The sequence below is a fragment of the Desulfoprunum benzoelyticum genome (genome assembly GCF_014201505.1).
Lineage (GTDB): Bacteria > Desulfobacterota > Desulfobulbia > Desulfobulbales > Desulfocapsaceae > Desulfoprunum > Desulfoprunum benzoelyticum.
Window position 1 is genome coordinate 60606 of the sequence record NZ_JACHEO010000015.1, and the last position, 18099, is coordinate 78704.

An 18099-nucleotide genomic window follows, 5' to 3' on the forward strand; every position below is an offset into this window, starting at 1 on the left:
GAGCACACATTCCTACATCTTTTCCGGGGCCGTCAGGCCGACAAAGGCCAGTCCATTGCCGAGGACCACGAGCAGGGCATCGACCAGGCACAGCCGGGCCCGACTCAGCGCGAGGTCCTCGGTGATCACTTTGTGTTTGTTATAGTAACTATGGAACTGGCCTGCAAGTTCCATCAGGTAAAAAATCACCTTGTGCGGCGCCAGTTCCAGGGCCGCGTTCTCAATCATCGCGGGGAAGGCCGACATGGTCTTGAACAGCAGCTGTTCCTCCGGTTGCACCAGCAGCGACAGATCGACGGCGGCGCAGTCGGCCCGCTCCACCCCTTTCTCCCGCGCCTGGGCCAGGATCGAGCAGAGCCGGGCATGGGCGTACTGGACATAGTAAACGGGGTTCTCCTGGCTTTCCTTGGTCGCCAGATCGAGATCGAACTCGAGCTGGCTGTCGGCCCTGCGCATCATGAAGAAAAAGCGGACGACATCGACGCCGACCTCGTTCATCAGCTCATCGACGGTGACGAAGGTCGCCTTGCGGGTCGACATCTTGACCTGCCGGCCCTCACGGGTCAGGGTGACGAACTGGTGCAGCACCACCGTCACCTTGCTGTCGTCGTAGCCCAGCGCCCGCACCCCCGACAGGACGTCCGGCACCGTGGCGATATGGTCCGACCCGAAGATGTCGACGAGCCAGTCGAAATTGCGGCGGAACTTCTCGCGATGGTAGGCGATGTCCGGCAGGCGGTAGGTCGGCTCGCCGGTGTTCTTGATGATGACCCGGTCCTTCTCCTGGCCGAACTCGGTGGTCCGGAACCACACCGCCCCATCCTTTTCGTAGACGTAGCCCTTGGCCCGCAGCTCGGCCACCACCTCGTCGATCTTGCCGTCCTCATACAGCGAATGCTCGTTGAAGTAGTTGTCGAAGGTGATTCCCATCCGCTTCAGGGTGGCGGAGATATCGGCGAAGATATGGCGCTCGGCCTTCTCCTTGAAGGGAGTGACATCGGCGTGATCCTTCAGGCTGTCACCGACCTCGGCGATCAGCGACCGGGCGATATCGAGGATGTAGTCGCCCTGGTAGCCGTCCTCCGGAAACTGACTCGGCAGCCCCAGCAACTCGAGGTAGCGGGCCCGGGTCGACTCGCCCAGGACCCGCATCTGCCGCCCGGCATCGTTGTAGTAATACTCACGAAAGACGTCGTGCCCGGTCACCGCCAGCAGGCGGGCGATCGAATCGCCAAGGATTGCCTGGCGGCCGTGACCGATGCTGAGCGGTCCGGTGGGATTGGCGCTGACGAATTCGACCATGACTTTCCGTCCGCCGCCGATGGTGCTGCGGCCGAAATCACGACCGCGGGCGATGACCTGCGGAATGACCTCACGCCAGACCCCGGGGCGGATATAGATGTTGACAAAACCCGGCCCGGCGACCTCGACGTGATCGACCAGATCGCCGCTGTTCTCGAGCATGGCCGCAATCTTCGCCGCCAGTTGCCGGGGATTGGCCTTCTCGATGCCGGCCAGAACCAGGGCCATATTGGTGGCATAATCGCCCTGGCCTTCGCGTTTCGGCAATTCGAGGGCGAACCTGCCGGCCCCGGCGGCCGACCAGGCCCCTTCGGCCACACCCCGATCAAAACACTCCTCAAGGACACCTTTCAAGCGTGAACGGATCATCTCTTCCCATCAATGTGAATTCTGCTGTTATTGTTGCCGAACAGACAGAGGACCTCATAGCTGATGGTCCCCATCCAGCCGGCAATCTCGTCTGCCGTGATCTCCGCATCGTCCTGTCGTCCCAGCAGCACGACCTCGTCACCGACCGCGACCCCGGGGATCTCGGTGACATCGACCATGCACAGGTTCATGCAGATCCGGCCCCGGACCGGCGCCCGCCGACCGTGAATCAAGACCTCACCCCGATTCGAAAGATCGCGGAGATAGCCGTCCTCATAGCCGAGCGGCAGGACGGCTATCGTGGTCGGCCGGGTGGTGACGTACGTATGGCCGTAACTGATGCCGCTGCCGGCCGGCAGGTCCCTGACCTGGGCGACCCGGGTGACGAACGACATCACCGGTTGCAATCTCGCCCCAGCACCCAGGTCATCACTCGCGCCGCCGTCAGGATAACAGCCGTAGAGCGAGATGCCGGCCCGTACCATATTGCAGTGCATGCCCGGAAAATACATGGTCGCCCCGGAATTGGCGATATGACGGACACCGGTGAAACCGGCGCCGAGCCGGTCGATGGTTTCCTGAAAGCAGGAAAATACTTGCGGCGTACTCGCCGCCTGACGCTGGTCGGCCTCCGGCAGATGGGCCATGATCCCGGCCAGAAAAATCCCGGGCAGGTTGTCGATCCGCTGTTTGAAGGCAGGAACCTCGGCCGGCAACAGGCCGAGTCGGCCCATGCCGCAATCTATCTTCAGATGCACCCCGATCTCCCGCCCGTGCTGCACCGCCGCCTGCGACAATGCCTCGATATCCTGGTGAAGGAAGACGACAGGGGTCAGATCGTAAAGAAGAAACTGCTCCGCTTCTTCCGCCACAAAACCGAGAAGGACAAAAATGTCGCCACCGATTCCGGCCCGGCGCAGGGTAACCGCCTCGACCAGTTCGGCAACGCCGTAGATCCGGCAGCCGCAGCCGGCCAGAACGGCGGCGGTCTCCGTCATGCCATGGCCATAGGCATCGCCCTTGACCATCGCCATCACTGCGACACCAGGCCCGACTTCTTCGGTTATTGTGTTGAAATTATGTCGCAGGGCCCGGCGATCGATGCGGACCTGATTCCGTGATACCACCTGTGTCTGTTCACTCACCATGACAGTCATCCGTTGAATTGCCGCCGCACCCGCCAGGCATGCCTGCTCGACAGCACCAGGGCCCAGCCGATCATGGCATAGAGGGTTCCGAGCACCGCTACCGGGATGTTTGACCGGCGAAGCAGGTAACCCATCGCCATCATCGCCAGCACCAGTAACCAGGTCCTGATGGAATACACCGCTCCGACACAGGCCGTGCCGTTGAAACAGAGAATCCGCTGGATGCCTTTCCTCGCCGTCCGGTCGAGAATCAGCAGCGATTTGACGCTGCCCAGCAGCAGAGCGGGAATGAACAGCCACAAGGAGTCGGCCGACTGCAGCCACAGACCGCCGCGCACAAGCAGCCACAGACCGACGGTTGTCCACAATACCGCGGACAGAAGCAGATGTACCCGTTTGTCGACACCAGGCGTGAACCGTTTCAGACCGCTGGCCGTCACAACCGCATCCCGAAGAAAAAAAAGACAAGCCCATCCCCCGAAAGGAGGATGGGCTCGATATGGTACCTGGTGATCGCAGCTATTACATCTCTGTTACAGTGATGGCGTTCTCAGGACATACTTCGACACAGGTCTCGCAACCGAGGCATTCGTCCATCTCTACCGGCTCGGCCTTGCCATCTACCATTTCGAATACCTGAGCAGGACAGGCTGCTACACACTCTTCATCACCAACGCATTTGTCTTTATCGACAACAACCTCAAACATGATTCACCTCCATAAAATGAGAATTAGTATAAGTATTTGTCATACTTATTCAGCAGTCCAAACACTTGCACGAATACTTTCTTCGTGTACTCATCCAATATCCGACCCCCAGTTTTTTGTCAAGCAAAAATGGCCGGGGAAAAATGAATGAAAATAAAACCCTTGCCCGACATACATTTACCGGATTTAAAGGGATTGCCGCCTCCGGAACCGTCCAGGCTTTCCCTTATCGAACCTGAAGCGACAGACCGCTTCCCGTCCCCGACACCCTTATCCTGCATATCACCAGAATATCGTTGACCCTGGTCAGCCTTTCCATATATGGTAGGGCTCGCATCAGGCTCGGCCACCCAGACTGCCGTCGCCCCTATCCACCAGTCACAAAAATCTCTGTCAAACTGCCATTATGAAAAAGAAAGCCCCGGAATTACGAAAAAAAGCACTGAAAGCGGAAAAGCGTGAACAGGCAATGATCGAAGGCATCCTCGAAGGCAGCCCCGACGCCATCGGTGTCGTCGTCATCCGCCTGGAATGCGGCTGCCGCAAGATGGCAGCCGTAGCCAAGGACGGCGAACCGGCCTCGAAGATCATCATGTACCGGGACATGGCCGAAAGCATCTGCGAAAAATGCAAACAGGACAACGGCGCCTTCGTCCGGGTCACCGAATCCTTTATCCACTGGGTCGATCCGCCGCCCAGCGACGAGGAACAGGAGATCATCTACCGCAAGGTTCTCGGCAGCCAACCGGCCCACTGAGCCAGCCCGCCGGCCGAACTGCTTCCGGGCAAAGGCCGGTCAACCCCTCCCACGCCAGCGCCGACAACGCTCCACCAACGCCGGCGCCCATTCCGGGGTGCCATCGGCATGGACATGGGTATACAGGGCGAAGACATTGCCGCGGCACAGGCCGTCGCGGCCGCCGACAAACCCCTTGCCCCGCACCATCCCCAGCACCAGCTCGGCCTCGCCCTCCCGCCAGTGAAGAACGGTCGAATACCGGAATTCATGACCGCGTACTTCAGTGCCGACCGGGTAGTACGGATTGTCCTTTTCCACGCGACATACCGAATAGCCATGGGCCTGCGGTTTTTTCGACATGCCGAAACGCACCGGGAACACCCCGGCCAGCGGGTACTCACGGCCATCGAGCAGGATCGATTCCCCGAGGTAGATCAGACCGCCGCATTCGGCATAGATCGGCATCCCCTCCGCCGCCGCCCGGCGCACCGAGTCACGGAAGCCGTGATTGGCCGCCAGTTCCCGGGCGCTGGTCTCGGGAAAACCGCCGCCGATATAGAGACCGTCAAGTTCCGGTAATTCCCGGTCCTGCAGGGCGTTGACAAAGACCAGTTCCGCCCCGGCCCGCTGCAGGGCCTCGAGATTCTCAGAATAATAGAACTGGAAGGCGGCGTCCTGGAGAATGCCGATCCGCACATCGGCTGGCGGCAGGGGCGCATCCGTGACGAGGCTGCGATCAAGATGAATGGGTTCCATCAACGCGTCGATCCGGTCCAGATCAAGGCCGGCGGACACCGTCGCCACCAGGAAATCGAGGGCCTCGGCAGTGCCGTCGTATTCCTGGTGCGGGATCATGCCGAGATGGCGCATCGGAAAGATGTCCCGCCTCAGCCGGGGGATGGCGCCAAGCACCGGCACTCCGGTATAGCGCTCGACCGCCTCGGTGATCAGCAGCCGCTGACGCTCGGTGGCGATCTGGTTGAGGATGACGCCGCGGATGTCGAGCCGTTCGTCGAAGCGCAGGCAGCCGAGGACCATCGCCGCCACGGTGCGGGTGGTCTTGGTGCAGTTGACGACCAGCAGCACCGGCAGACCGAGGGCGACGGCGAGATCGGCGGTCGAATAGCCGCCGTCGGCGTTGACCCCGTCGAACAGGCCGCGGTTGCCCTCGAGGATCACCACATCGGCGCCCTGGCCATGCCGCTGCAGCGACCGGTGCAGGGCCTCGCCGCTCATCAGGAACGGGTCGAGGTTGTAGCATTTGCGCCCTGCCGCCAGCTGCAGCCAGCCGGCATCGATGTAGTCCGGGCCCTTCTTGAACGGCACGACCTTTTTGCCCTGACGGGCCAGCGCCGCCGTCAGTCCGACCGAAACCACGCTTTTGCCCGAACCGCCGGCCAGGCCGGCCACCGTTATTCCCCTGGTTTGCATCGTCCCGTCATTCATCCTCGTCAATAGTTATCGGCGGCGGCCCGCCCGGTCAGTGACCGGCCCGTCCCTGCCGCCGCCAGGCCCTGTCGTATAATTCGTTGAGCCGGCATTCCAGTATCCTGCGGTAATCCTCAATGCCCGCCCCCTTGAGGTCGGCCGGTACGTCCAGCGGCTCGCCGTAATAAAAGTCCACCCGGGCGAACGGCTGCGGGATCGCCGTCCGATCCCAGGAACGGAAGGCGAAGTAGCGCGACGCCGACCACATCACCGGCAGGACCGGCACCCCGGCCCGCGAGGCCAGCAGGATCGCACCGGGTTGGGCAATGCGCGGCGGACCCTGGGAACCATCGGCGACGATCGCCGTGCTCTCGCCGGCCGCCGCCAGTTTCAGCAGATCCTTCAATGCCTGGGCGCCCCGGTTGTTGCGCGAGCCGCGGGTGGTGGAAAAACCGAATTCCTCCGCCAGGCGGGCGATGTACTCGCCGTCGCGGCTGGCGCTGACCATCACTGTCGCCGACTCCCGCCGCAGCTGATAGAAAACAAAGGGAAACGTGTAATGCCAGAAACTGGCCACAACCTTCCTGCCGGCATCGAGGGTGCCGCGGCGATGCTCCAGCCCGTGCACCGTGATCCGGCAGGTGCCGAACCAGGCCCGCATCAGCATGGCGACGAGCCATGGCACGACCTGCAGCGACAACCGGTGCAGCCGCGTCCCCTCTTTCATCCGATCTCGATCTCCAGCTTGCGCAGCATCTTGATCCGATCCCTCAAGGTCGCCGCCTCTTCGAAAGCCAGTTCCTTCGCCGCCGCCAGCATCCGCTTCTCCAGCCGGCCGATCTCCTTGTCCAGTTCGGCGATGCTGCCGAACGACGGCAGGTCCTCCGCCGCCTGCAGCAGTGCGGCCTGGCGGTCGACGGCCAGCGTGTAGCCGCTGGCCTGCAGGTGCTGCTGCATCGCATCCTTGATCGAGGTGATGACGGTCGTCGGGGTGATGCCGTTGCGGCGGTTATGCTCCTCCTGCAACCGTCGCCGCCGTTCGGTCTCGTCGATGGTGGTCCGCATCGACCCGGTGATCGTGTCGGCGTACATGATCACGAGACCGTTGCTGTTGCGGGCGGCCCGGCCGCAGGTCTGGATCAGCGAACGCTCCGAGCGCAGGAACCCCTCCTTGTCGGCGTCGAGGATGGCGACCAGCGACACCTCGGGGATATCGAGACCCTCGCGCAGCAGGTTGATGCCGACCAGGACGTTGTATTCGCCCTGGCGCAGATCGCGGATCAGCTCGATCCGCTCCAGGGTCTTGATGTCGGAATGGAGGTAGCGGACCTTGACCCCGAGCTTGTGGTAATAGTCGGTCAGGTCCTCGGCCATCCGCTTGGTCAGGGTCGTGACCAGCACCGCCTCGCCGCGCTCGGTCCGGAGGCGGATCTCCTCGAGCAGGTCGTCGACCTGGCTGACCGCCGGCCGCACCTCGATCTGCGGATCGAGCAGCCCGGTGGGCCGGATCAGCTGCTCCACCACCCGCCCCTGGGCCTGGGCCAGTTCATAGGGGCCGGGAGTCGCCGAAACGTAGATGACCTGGTTGATCCGGCCGGCGAACTCGTCGAAGCGCAGCGGCCGGTTGTCCAGCGCCGAGGGCAGGCGGAAGCCGAAGTTGACCAGGGTTTCCTTGCGCGAGCGGTCGCCGTTGTACATCCCGTTGAGCTGGCCGATGCCGATATGGCTCTCGTCGATGAACAGCAGGTAGTCGTCGGCAAAGTAGTCGAGGAGGTTGGGCGGCGGCGCCCCCGCCGGCTTGCCGGTGAGATGGCGGCTGTAGTTCTCGATGCCGTTGCAGTAACCGAGTTCGAGGATCATCTCGAGGTCGAACATCGTCCGCTGTTCCAGCCGCTGGGCCTCCACCAGGCGGTTGGCGCGGTAGAACTCGTCGAGCCGCGCCTTCAGTTCGTCCTTGATCGTGGCCATGGCGATCTGCAGCCGGTCCTTCGAGGTGACGAAGTGGCTGCCGGGAAAGACCGTGTACTCCGCCATGGCCTCGAGGACGACGCCGCGCAGCGGGTCGATCAGCAGGATCTTGTCGATCGTGTCGCCGAAAAACTCCACCCGCAGGGCCCGCTCCTCCTCGTGGACCGGGAAGATATCGATGACATCGCCGCGCACCCGGAAGGTGCCGCGGTGAAACGACATGTCGTTGCGCTCATACAGCATATAGATCAGCCGCCGCTTGACCTCGTCCATCGGGTACTCGTCACCGACCCGCAGGAACAGGTGCATGTTCTTGTACTCGTCGGGCGAACCGAGGCCGTAGATGCAGGAGACCGAGGCGACGATCAGCACATCGCGCCGGGTCAGCAGCGAGCGGGTGGCCGAGTGGCGCATCTTGTCGATCGCGTCGTTGATCGCCGAATCCTTCTCGATATAGGTGTCCGACTGCGGGATGTAGGCCTCGGGCTGATAGTAATCGTAGTAGGAAACGAAGTACTCGACGGCGTTGTGGGGAAAGAGTTCCTTGAACTCGGCGAACAACTGGGCCGCCAGGGTCTTGTTGGGGGCGATGACCAGGGTCGGCCGCTGCACCCGCTCGACGATCCCGGCCATGGTGAAGGTCTTGCCCGATCCGGTCACCCCGAGCAGCACCTGGCTTCTGTCGCCGCGCATGACCCCCGCCGCCAGGGTCTCGATGGCATGCGGCTGGTCCCCGGCAGGGGTGAAGGTGGAGACGAGTTCAAAAGGGCGGTCCATTGGTATCCCGAGGACGATGGCGAATGAATAAAAAAAAAGAATTTACCAGAAACAGGTTTTTATTGCCATGGTCGCCGGTATCCGCTCTTGAAATTGACCGGAGCCGAGGAAGAAATTTACGGTAGTCCGGAGAAGGAGTGTGGTACACTGGGCTGTAAAGCACATTCGGCAAGATCCTCTCAACCGCAAAATTGCACGTCCGCCGCCCGCATATGAGGATTCCTTTTACATCATCACCGTCGTTCCGAATCGTCGCCGTCCTGGTAATGACGTTCCTGCTCCTTGCCCCCATCCCGACCACGGCGGACGGAGAGCCGGGACCGTTCTTCCTGATGGGCAGCGGCCGGCTGCACCTGAAGAATCTGCGCAACGGCCGGGAGGCCGGGGTCGAGCTGCTCAACCCCGACGGGTCGCTGAACGATGCCGCCCTGAATGAGGTCGATCGGGTTTTCGGTTTCCCGACGACGGCAAAAGGTGAGCACATCTCCCCCCGCCTCCTCGGCATGGTCAGCTATTTTGCCGACCGCATGGCCCCTGGGGCGACCATCAACATCGAATCGGCCTACCGCAGTCCGGAGTACAACGACGGGATCCGCAAGAGAGGCGCCAATGCCGCCCGGACCAGCACCCACATGGATGGCATGGCCCTCGATTTCTGGCTTGAAGGCGTCGACGGCAAAAAACTGTGGCAGACCATCAGAGAACAGGACTGCTGCGGCGTCGGTCACTACGGTGGCAAGACGATCCACCTCGACGCCGGTCGGCCCAGGTTCTGGGAGGCGGCAACCTCGGGGACCAAGACGGTCGAGCCCGACCACAACCGTCATCTCTATCTGTCAACCGAGTATGATCGCTACCGGCCGGGGGGGCGGCTGCGCCTGTCGCTGTCCGGCCTCAGCACCTTCGGCTTCGGGGTCAGGCCCATGGCCGTCGTCGAATCCGAAAAGTCCGGGGAACAGGCGCCGCTGGCGCTCGACCTTCCCGCCCCAACCGGCAGCGACTGCATTCTGCTTCAGGACCGCAAGGCCACCCGCTTCCTGTACGCCACCCTGCCGGCGACCCTGCCGGCCGGCCGCTACCGGATCGGCCTCGACTTCTGCAACCGCCCCTTCCCGCAGATGCCGGCCACGGCCCGGTCCAACGTTATCGAGATCGGCGGCCAGACTCCGCGGTGAACACCAGCGCCGCCGCATCAAACCGCCCCGCCGACACCATCGCCGGCCAGGCTCAACCGCCGCCGTCTTCATTTATCCACTCCCAGACGATGCAGTCCTCGGGACAAAAACTGATCGCCTCGGCCACCTGCTCCTGCGGATAGGCCGGCAGCTCGACCACCTCCATCAGCCCGGTCTGGTCGTTGAAGCGGAACACCTCGGGGGCGATTTCGACGCAGCCGCGGCAGTAGCTGCACAACCCCGGGTCGATGACCGGTATCATCCGCATATCACCTCCATTTTCCCTTTCAACAGCAACCTGCCGATCTTGACAACAGGCAAAAAAGATCAACTTTGTGAGCTACTATGACAATCAGCGGCGGAATGTCAATCGACATCCAGCGCGGAAAGTTCTGTCCACACTTGTAATAACCGTTCCCATATTCTAATATGGGAACGTTCTCTGCTCGTCACTGCACAACCAACTCATCACTGGAGGGGGAGTATGCGCACAACCGAATTGACCAAAGGAATCTACTGGGTCGGAGCCATCGATTGGGATATCAGGGATTTCCATGGATATTCCACCGATCGGGGCACCACCTACAACGCCTACCTGGTCATCGACGAGAAAGTCACCCTGTTCGATACCGTCAAACATTCGCACATCGATGAACTGCTGCGCCGTATCCGCGCCATCATCGACCCCGAAAAGATCGATTATCTGGTCGTCAACCACGTCGAGATGGACCACTCGGGCGCCCTGCCGGCGATGATGGAAATCATCAAGCCGGAGAAACTGATCTGCTCCCCGGCCGGCCACAAGGCCATCGTCGACCATTTTCACCGCGACGACTGGCCGTTTACGATCGTCAAGACCGGCGACCAGATCTCACTCGGCCGGCGCACCATCCAGTTCCTCGAAACCAAGATGCTGCACTGGCCCGATTCGATGTTCTCCTACCTCAAGGAGGACGGGATCCTGATCTCCAGCGATGCCTTCGGCGAGCACTACGCCTCGAGCGAACGCTTCGACGACGAAGCCCCGCTCGGCGACGTCATGAACGAGGCGACCAAATACTATGCCAACATCCTCTACCTTTACTCGCCCCTGGTCGGCAAACTGCTGAAGACGGTGAGCGATATGAACCTCGACATCAAGATGATCGCCCCGGACCACGGGGTCATCTGGCGCAGCCATATCGACACCATCCTCAAGGCCTACGACCGCTGGAGTTGCCAGCAGACCGACAACAAGGCCCTCGTCATCTACGACACCATGTGGCATTCGACCGAAAAGATGGCCGAAGCCGTAGCCCTCGGCCTGGAGGAGGCCGGGGTGAAATACGCCCTGCTCAACCTCAAGCACCACCACCGCAGCGACGTGATGACCCGGATACTGGAAGCCAGGGCCGTGATCCTCGGCAGTTCGACCATGAACAACGGCCTCCTGCCGCGGATGGCCGGCTTCCTCAGCTACATGCGCGGCCTCAAGCCGACCGGCAAACTCGGCGCCGCCTTCGGCTCCTTCGGCTGGAGCGGCGAAGCGGTCAAGCTGCTGACCACCGCCCTGACCGAGATGAAGTTCGATGTGATCGAGGAAGGCCTGCGGATGAAATACGTGCCGACTGCCGCCCAGCTTGAGGAATGCCGGGAGATGGGCAAACGGATAGGGATGGCGATGTTGAACAGCACGACCAAGGAAGGCAGGTGAAGCCGGAAGGAGCGGCGCTGACCCGCATCGCCCGGCACCGGGTCCTTGCCGCCGGCGATTCGTTCGCCGTCTGCAGCCGGCAGGTGCGGCGTTTCTTCGAGCGGACCTCGCTGGTGGGCTACGACTCTCTCGAGATCCGGGAGGATCGGTCGCTGGCCGGCGACGACCCGGGATTTGCCGAGACCCTGGCCGCCGCCGTCGCCGAGAACAGGCAGATCGTTCATTCGCTGGCCGGCGATCTGGAAAAGACCGGGATTCGCACGATAGCCGAGCTCTCTCATCTGCAGCAGGGGTATCCGAGCAAGGTCCTGCATATCCTCACCCATTTCCTCGACGGCTTTATCGGTGTCGACTCGTTTTTCTACAACCTGATAGACGACAGCCACTGGCTGCCGGAGGCGACGAGCGCCGCCATGAGCAGAAATCCCGGGAAATACTGGCTCATCCTGGTCGACGGCTACTCGGCGACACCGGACCAGGCGGCACTGCTCCACCCATAGCGGCGGCACCCAGACAACCCAACCCACAATGGAAAACCCGATGAACTGGCAGTCACTTTTCGACCATGGCAGGGAAATCACCGCAGAAGAGGCCCACGAGTACATCGGCAATCTGCCGCCGCACGACCTCCAGCTCATCGATGTCCGCCAGCCCAAGGAATACCGGGATGCCCACATCCCCGGCGCTGTCCTCATCCCCCTCAATGAACTGCCGCAGCGGCTGGGCGAGATCGATCCCGCCAGGAACACCATCGTCTACTGTCGCAGTGGCCACCGCAGCGCCGCCGCCTGCCAGATCCTTGGCCAGGCCGGCATTGCCAGAGTCCTCAACCTGCGAGGCGGAATGCTGCAATGGCAGGGGAATCGTGCTGCCGGCGAGGAAACCGAGGGACTCGAGTTCTTTGTCAGGGGCGACTTCCCCTCTGCCGCCGCCATGGCCTGCAGCATGGAGGCCGGTCTCAAGGAGTTTTACCTCGCCGCCGCCGCCCAGACCGTGGATCCGGAGAGCCGGAACTTCCTCGTCGCCATGGCCCGGCTCGAGGACGGCCATATCACCCGGTTGAGGGAGAGGCACGGCCTGGCCGAAACCGACCCGGCAGCCACGATGCCGACCGGGGTGATCGAGGGGGGGATGCAGACCGCCGACATCATCGAGGCTTTCCGCACCTCCTTCACCGATCTGCAATCCCTTGTCCAGCTGGCGATGATGTTCGAGGCCCAGGCACTCGATCTCTACAGCCGTCTGGCCCGCCGCCAGGACAATCCCGGACTGCGGAACTTCTTCCTCGACATGGCCGGCGAGGAACGGCATCATCTGAACAGATTGGCCAGAGAGCTTGACAAGCTGCTGACCTGAGACAAACATCGACCATGGACCGCCAGCGCGGTCGATCACACTTCGGCATTTTACATCAAGGAGCGTCAATGAGTCTTTTCACCTATACGGCCGCGGAGCTGTATTCCTGGATCACCGGCAAGGAGGACATCGTCGTCATCGATGTCCGTAACACCATCGATTTCGGCAAATTTCACCTCGAATCACCGTTCCCGTTCGAGATGCACAACATCCCCTATTTCGATTTCATCGAAGACGAGGACGGAAGTGTCGCCAGGGTTCCGCAGGGAAGCCGAATCAGGATCGTCTGCGCCAAGGAAAGCTCGGCCAGATTTGTCGCCGAGATCTTCGACCGCCATGGTTTCACCGATGTCGGCTACCTCGAGGGAGGGATCAAGAGCTGGGGCAACCTGCTCGTCCCGGTCCGGCTCAACCCCGGCGCCGGATTCTCGCTGTACCAGTTCATCCGCCCCGGCAAGGCCTCGTGCAGCTACGGCCTGATCTACAAGGACGAACTGATGCTGTTCGACCCCTCGCGCAACGTCAGGTTCTACCTCGACTTCGCCGCCGCACACGGCTGCCGGCTGGTCGCCACCTTCGAAACCCATCTCCAGGCCGACTACATTGCCGGCAGTCGCCTCCTCGCCGCCGCCACCGGCGCCAGGTTCTACGCCAATGCCAGTGATTTCGCCCATGCCAAGCTGAGCTACAGCGCCCTGCAGGACGGCGGGATCCACTCCTTCTCCCAGGCCGGAGGGCCAACCGTCAAGGTCCTGTTCACCCCCGGCCATACCCCCGGCAGCACCAGCTTCATCGTCAATGAACAGTACCTGATCTCCGGCGACTCGATCTTCATCCATTCGATCGGCCGCCCCGACCTCGGCGGCAAGGTCGACGAGTGGTCCGTAGCCCTTTTCCGGACTCTGAAGATGATGTGGGCCCTCGACGACGGCATGATCGTCCTGCCGGCTCATTTCATGAGCTGGGACGAAGCCGACGGCAACCTGACATTTACCGCGACACTGGCCAGGACCCGGGAGTACAACAGCGACATCCACGCCATCACCGACAGTGCTGCCTTCCTTGCCTTCATCAAGGCCAACATGCGCAAGCAGCCCGACGAATACGCCGCAATCAGGCGAATTAATGCCAATCTCGAAGAAGTCGATGACGAACGGGCGGAGGAACTCGATCTGGGCAAGAACGAGTGCGCCGCGGAGGCCCATGCCGCGAGCAAGGCGGGAAACTAACCGGTGACTGCAGACGGTCCCTTTCCCTGTCCCCCGCACGGAGAACAGGGAAAGAGGATCAGATCCTGGTTTCGGTCAACCACAAATCGTGCAGATTGCAGAAACTGGTGGCGATGACAACCCCGGTATACCCCTCCGGGAGTTCATAGGTGGATACGGCCTCCGGATCTCCGGCGTTGAAGGTCCTGCTGCCCTGAACGACGCCGTCCGCCAGCACCAGGGTGTGGCGGACGACAAAATGCTTCTCCGTCATCGGGTGGTTGGTCTGCACCTTCACCGTATTGCCTTCGACGGTGATCACCGGCGCATGGCTGCCTTCCTTCTGCGTCCACTTGCCGGGATGCTCGGCGGTGTAGACGACACTCCCCAGCAACGATGAATCGGCAGCCTCAGCCGATCCCGTCCCCATCAAGGCAGCCGCGGCCGCGGCGAAGGAACTCTTCAGAAATGTCCTTCTATCCGGCATGTTCTCTCTCCCTGCAATTACTCTATCTACGGTAAAGGTTGGTTGTAAATGGCAGCCCCCTGCCCAAAAATAACTGGGTATTATACCTTCATTTGTCGAAATGAAAAGTCTTTGGGCCCAAAGAGAAGGTATACTGCGGCGATGGTCGCTCTCGACCTGCACCACAACATCCTTGCCTGCCGTTCAAAGGTGCAAAAAATTCTTCCTGCCGTGCACTGAGCGGCGCAAGCAAGCCTGTACATACGACCCCTATGCGAATCTACGAAGATTACAGCGATGAGCCGGAGGTGATCTTTCGCCCCCTCTCCGATGCACTCCACAGCCGACTGTATGCAGTGGAGATGGCGGATTTTGCCGATGATTTCGGTTTCTATCGGGCCCACCTGCCAGCGGTCGGCGATGTTCTCGAAGTCGCCTGCGGCGCCTGCCGGATCGGCCGGGCGCTGGCATCCTGCGACCGACGGGTAACCGGGATCGACATTTCCCTGCCGATGCTGCGCCAGGCTCGCGAGGCAGAGGGGCCGAACTGCCGGCTGGCGGCGATGGACATGCGGCAGCTCGCCTTCCGCACCCGCTTCGATGCCGTCATCATTGCCTACAACAGCCTCAATCTCCTCGTCGCCCCCGACGACATCCACGCCTGCCTCGCCGGATGCCGCGCCGCGCTGAAGGACCATGGCCGCCTGCTGCTGCAGCTCTTCGTCCCGGGACAACAGCTGCTCCGGCAACCAGGGAGGAAAATCTTCCAATTCCAGATCTTCGACGACCCGCAGTTCGGCCGCATCGTCAAGGAGATCCTCCGCACCTACGATCCCGAGCTCCATGTCCTGAGCCTCGAAGAACGCTATCGGCTGCGCCCAGCCAGCGGCGACGGCGCCGCCAACGAGGACTTCGCGCGGCAGATGCGACTCCGTGCCTGGCCGGCGGATGAATGGCTCGCCGTCCTCGCCGGTTCGGGATTCTCCGTCAGCCGAAGCTTCGGCGATTACGACCTGTCACCTTTTTTTTCCGGAACCGGCAGCATTCTGCTGGTGACCGCCGACCGCATTTGAAATCCTGTCCTGCCGTTTTTCGAAAAAAAAACGCTTCTCTTGACCTAGATCAAGGAGAAGGCAACAAACTTCCTGTAGGATCATCCTCAACAACAAACGGAAAGCATCAAACAACGGACCGGCATCAATTTGACAAGCAGCACCTAAAAAGCGTATCCATGAGGATAACCCATCAAGGATACACAACACCATCCAGGAGGATACCATGTTTTGTAATCAGTGCGAACAGACTGCTCAAGGAACCGGCTGCACCAAGATCGGCGTATGCGGCAAGACCAACGAGGTCGCTGGGCTTCAGGACCTGCTCACCTACGCTCTGCAGGGCCTCTCGCTCGTTGCCGTCGAAGGCCGCAAGGTCGGCATTGTCGATCAGGCCATCAACCGTTTCACCGCCGAGGCGACGTTTGCCTGCCTGACCAACGTCGACTTCGATCCACTCCGGTTCCAGAACTGGATCAACTCTGCCGTTCAACTCCGCGAAGAGCTGAAGAAAAAGGTTGCCGCCGCCGGTGGCAAGGTCGATTTTGCGGCCGCCGCCGCTTCCTTTGTCCCGGCAGGCACCCTCGAGGGGCTGATCGCCCAGGGCGAACAACTCGATTTCATCAACACCCTCGACCCCAACCCCGATCTGCGCTCGCTGAAACAGATCACCGTCTACGGCCTGCGCGGCCTCGCCGCCTATGCCGACCATGCGGCGATCCTCGGCCAGGAGGACGATACCGTCTACGCCTTCATCCATCAGGCCCTTGCCGACCTGACCCGCACCGATCTCAGCCTCGAAACCCTGGTGGGACTGGCCCTGAAATGCGGCGAGGTCAACCTCAAGGCGATGGAACTGCTTGACGCCGGCAACACCGGCACCTACGGCCACCCGGTACCGACCCCGGTCCCGCTCGGCCAGAAAAAGGGCAAGGCGATCCTGGTCTCCGGCCACGATCTCAAGGATCTCGACATGCTGCTCAAGCAGACCGAGGGCAAGGGCATCAACATCTACACCCACGGCGAGATGCTGCCGACCCACGCCTATCCGGAATTGAAGAAGTACCCGCACTTCTTCGGCCACTACGGCACCGCCTGGCAGAACCAGCAGAAGGAACTGCCGAACTTCCCCGGCGCCATCCTCTTCACCACCAACTGCATCCAGAAGCCGCACGATTCCTACAAGGCCAACGTCTTCACCACCGGCCTGGTCGGCTGGCCGGATGTCGCCCATGTCGGCGCGGACAAGGATTTCACCCCGGTGATCAACCGCGCCCTGGCCTTGCCGGGTTTTGCCGAAGATGTCGACCGCGGAACGGTACTGACCGGTTTCGCCCGCAACACCGTCCTCGGTGTGGCCGACAAGGTCATCGATGCCGTCAAGAGCAAGGCCATCCGCCACTTCTTCCTGGTCGGCGGTTGCGACGGGGCCAAGCCGGGCCGCAATTACTACACCGAGTTCGTCGAGCAGGTACCGCAGGACTGCATGGTCCTGACGCTGGCCTGCGGCAAGTTCCGCTTCTTCGACAAACAGCTCGGCGACATCGGCGGCATCCCCCGCCTGCTCGATGTCGGCCAGTGCAACGACGCCTATTCGGCGATCCAGATCGCCGTCGCCCTGGCCGGAGCCTTCAACTGCGGGGTCAACGACCTGCCGCTGTCGATGATTCTCTCGTGGTACGAGCAGAAGGCGGTGGTCATCCTGCTGACCCTGTTCAGCCTCGGCATCAAGGACATCCGCCTCGGACCGTCGCTGCCGGCCTTCATCACCCCGAACGTGCTCAACGTCCTGGTCGAGAACTTCGCGGTGAAACCGATCGCCGCCACCCCGGCCGAAGACCTGCAGGCAATCCTCGGTTGATCCCTGCCGCGGCAACGGGTGCAGCCATGGATTGCACGTGAGTGGCGATCCGAAGGCGGGGGCAGAAACCGCTCCCGCCTTCGCTGCGACAGCCTGGTCCTGTTCACGACGAACAGAACCGGGCTGTGTCTTTGGAGAAGCTTCATCCCGGCTGGGCCACCCGGGCCTGTCCCGGATTACCGGTTCAGCCGTCAAGGCTCCGGGAGCATCAACCTCAACATGATGGACACCTATTCCAGTTTCGCTGAATTGTCCCGAAATGAACAGGATGGCGTAGACTTTACGATCCTGTTTCGCCAGCGTAATTCCCGCTTCGCGATTATTGCCCCCCATGGCGGCGGGATAGAGCCCGGAACGGTGGACATCGCCGATGCCCTGGCCGGCAGCGAATTTTCCTTTTACGCCTTCAAGGGCACCAAAAAGTCAGGCAACACGGTCCTGCACCTGACCAGCAACCGTTTTGATGAACCTGTCGGCCTGACGATCGCCGGCAACGCCGCCATCGTCATTTCCATCCATGGCAGCCGCGACCGCGGCGACACGATCCTGATCGGCGGCAGGCATCGGGAGTTGAAGCAGAGGCTGCTGGAGGCGTTGCGTTCAGCCGGCTTCACTGCCGAGATCAGCGAATCGGCAGGTCTGCGCGGCCAGGATCCCGCCAATATCTGCAACCACGGCACCAGCGGCGAGGGGGTGCAGTTGGAGATCGCCCGGGGCCTGCGGGAAAAAATGTTTGCACACCTTTGCCATCGTCCATTGCGAAAGCGGACCCCCATCTTCGGCGCCTTCGTTGCATCGATCAGGACGGTTCTGTCCCTCTCCCGCTGACTCCCGTTCCCCCGCGGCGAC

General features: G+C 61.7%; 18 protein-coding genes. 9 read left to right on the top strand and 9 right to left on the bottom strand.

The genetic code is table 11. The features are described 5' to 3' along the window. Positions 1-12: 12 nt before the first annotated feature. The 4 genes from argS to HNQ81_RS12415 form a co-directional block, all read right to left on the bottom strand. Positions 13-1671, bottom strand: coding sequence for an arginine--tRNA ligase (argS, locus tag HNQ81_RS12400; protein WP_183351619.1), 1659 nt, complete (start codon positions 1669-1671; stop codon positions 13-15). After that, the gene (gene alr / locus HNQ81_RS12405; RefSeq protein WP_221270871.1) at positions 1668-2819 is read right to left on the bottom strand and encodes an alanine racemase; all 1152 of its coding nucleotides are present in this window, start codon (positions 2817-2819) and stop codon (positions 1668-1670) included. The genes argS and alr overlap by 4 nt, the downstream gene beginning before the upstream one ends. A gap of 5 nt (positions 2820-2824) precedes the next feature. Beyond that, the gene (locus HNQ81_RS12410) at positions 2825-3259 is read right to left on the bottom strand and encodes a hypothetical protein (RefSeq protein ID WP_183351620.1); all 435 of its coding nucleotides are present in this window, start codon (positions 3257-3259) and stop codon (positions 2825-2827) included. 82 nt (positions 3260-3341) lie between these two features. Then, the gene (locus HNQ81_RS12415; protein ID WP_035230697.1) at positions 3342-3527 is read right to left on the bottom strand and encodes a ferredoxin family protein; all 186 of its coding nucleotides are present in this window, start codon (positions 3525-3527) and stop codon (positions 3342-3344) included. 406 nt (positions 3528-3933) lie between these two features. On the opposite strand from HNQ81_RS12415, the gene HNQ81_RS12420 reads away from it, so the two are divergent. Then, the gene (locus HNQ81_RS12420; RefSeq protein WP_183351621.1) at positions 3934-4284 is read left to right on the top strand and encodes a hypothetical protein; all 351 of its coding nucleotides are present in this window, start codon (positions 3934-3936) and stop codon (positions 4282-4284) included. 39 nt (positions 4285-4323) lie between these two features. Here HNQ81_RS12420 and HNQ81_RS12425 read toward each other — a convergent pair whose 3' ends face one another. Genes HNQ81_RS12425 through uvrB form a run of 3 tightly spaced genes read right to left on the bottom strand, consistent with a single transcriptional unit; the run spans position 4324 to position 8439 of the window. Beyond that, the gene (locus tag HNQ81_RS12425) at positions 4324-5697 is read right to left on the bottom strand and encodes a cobyrinic acid a,c-diamide synthase CobB (RefSeq protein ID WP_183351622.1); all 1374 of its coding nucleotides are present in this window, start codon (positions 5695-5697) and stop codon (positions 4324-4326) included. A 49-nt stretch (positions 5698-5746) separates the two neighbouring features. Further along, complete coding sequence (locus tag HNQ81_RS12430) at positions 5747-6421, bottom strand: lysophospholipid acyltransferase family protein (RefSeq protein ID WP_183351623.1); 675 nt, start codon at positions 6419-6421, stop codon at positions 5747-5749. Continuing rightward, positions 6418-8439: an excinuclease ABC subunit UvrB gene (gene uvrB, locus HNQ81_RS12435; RefSeq protein WP_183351624.1), complete on the bottom strand. Its 2022-nt coding sequence runs from the start codon at positions 8437-8439 to the stop codon at positions 6418-6420. The genes HNQ81_RS12430 and uvrB overlap by 4 nt, the downstream gene beginning before the upstream one ends. Before the next feature lie 212 nt (positions 8440-8651). On the opposite strand from uvrB, the gene HNQ81_RS12440 reads away from it, so the two are divergent. Continuing rightward, positions 8652-9614: a YcbK family protein gene (locus tag HNQ81_RS12440; protein WP_183351625.1), complete on the top strand. Its 963-nt coding sequence runs from the start codon at positions 8652-8654 to the stop codon at positions 9612-9614. A 52-nt stretch (positions 9615-9666) separates the two neighbouring features. Here the strand turns inward: HNQ81_RS12440 and HNQ81_RS12445 are convergent, their stop codons facing one another. Then, positions 9667-9882 (bottom strand): ferredoxin, encoded by a 216-nt coding sequence (locus tag HNQ81_RS12445; RefSeq protein ID WP_183351626.1) that lies wholly within the window; start codon positions 9880-9882, stop codon positions 9667-9669. A 216-nt stretch (positions 9883-10098) separates the two neighbouring features. On the opposite strand from HNQ81_RS12445, the gene HNQ81_RS12450 reads away from it, so the two are divergent. The 4 genes from HNQ81_RS12450 (at position 10099) to HNQ81_RS12465 (ending at position 13892) form a co-directional block, all read left to right on the top strand. After that, a complete protein-coding gene (locus HNQ81_RS12450; protein WP_183351627.1) occupies positions 10099-11307 on the top strand; it encodes an FprA family A-type flavoprotein in 1209 nt (402 codons plus the stop codon). After that, entirely contained in the window at positions 11304-11807 is a 504-nt protein-coding gene (locus HNQ81_RS12455) for a hypothetical protein (protein WP_183351628.1), read from the top strand. Before HNQ81_RS12450 ends, HNQ81_RS12455 begins: the two co-directional genes overlap by 4 nt. Before the next feature lie 40 nt (positions 11808-11847). Then, complete coding sequence (locus HNQ81_RS12460; protein ID WP_183351629.1) at positions 11848-12663, top strand: rhodanese-like domain-containing protein; 816 nt, start codon at positions 11848-11850, stop codon at positions 12661-12663. A 68-nt stretch (positions 12664-12731) separates the two neighbouring features. Next, on the top strand, positions 12732-13892 hold the full coding sequence (locus HNQ81_RS12465) for an MBL fold metallo-hydrolase (RefSeq protein ID WP_183351630.1): 1161 nt from the start codon (positions 12732-12734) through the stop codon (positions 13890-13892). A gap of 58 nt (positions 13893-13950) precedes the next feature. On the opposite strand, the gene HNQ81_RS12470 is transcribed toward HNQ81_RS12465, so the two are convergent. After that, positions 13951-14358 carry a desulfoferrodoxin family protein gene (locus HNQ81_RS12470; RefSeq protein WP_183351631.1) on the bottom strand — a complete coding sequence of 136 codons (408 nt, stop codon included), beginning with the start codon at positions 14356-14358 and terminating at the stop codon, positions 13951-13953. 251 nt (positions 14359-14609) lie between these two features. On the opposite strand from HNQ81_RS12470, the gene HNQ81_RS12475 reads away from it, so the two are divergent. The 3 genes from HNQ81_RS12475 (at position 14610) to HNQ81_RS12485 (ending at position 18078) form a co-directional block, all read left to right on the top strand. Beyond that, positions 14610-15410 carry a class I SAM-dependent methyltransferase gene (locus tag HNQ81_RS12475; protein ID WP_183351632.1) on the top strand — a complete coding sequence of 267 codons (801 nt, stop codon included), beginning with the start codon at positions 14610-14612 and terminating at the stop codon, positions 15408-15410. A 205-nt stretch (positions 15411-15615) separates the two neighbouring features. Further along, entirely contained in the window at positions 15616-17250 is a 1635-nt protein-coding gene (gene hcp / locus HNQ81_RS12480; protein WP_183351633.1) for a hydroxylamine reductase, read from the top strand. A 219-nt stretch (positions 17251-17469) separates the two neighbouring features. Beyond that, positions 17470-18078: a poly-gamma-glutamate hydrolase family protein gene (locus HNQ81_RS12485; RefSeq protein WP_183351634.1), complete on the top strand. Its 609-nt coding sequence runs from the start codon at positions 17470-17472 to the stop codon at positions 18076-18078. The last annotated feature ends 21 nt before the right edge of the window (positions 18079-18099 follow it).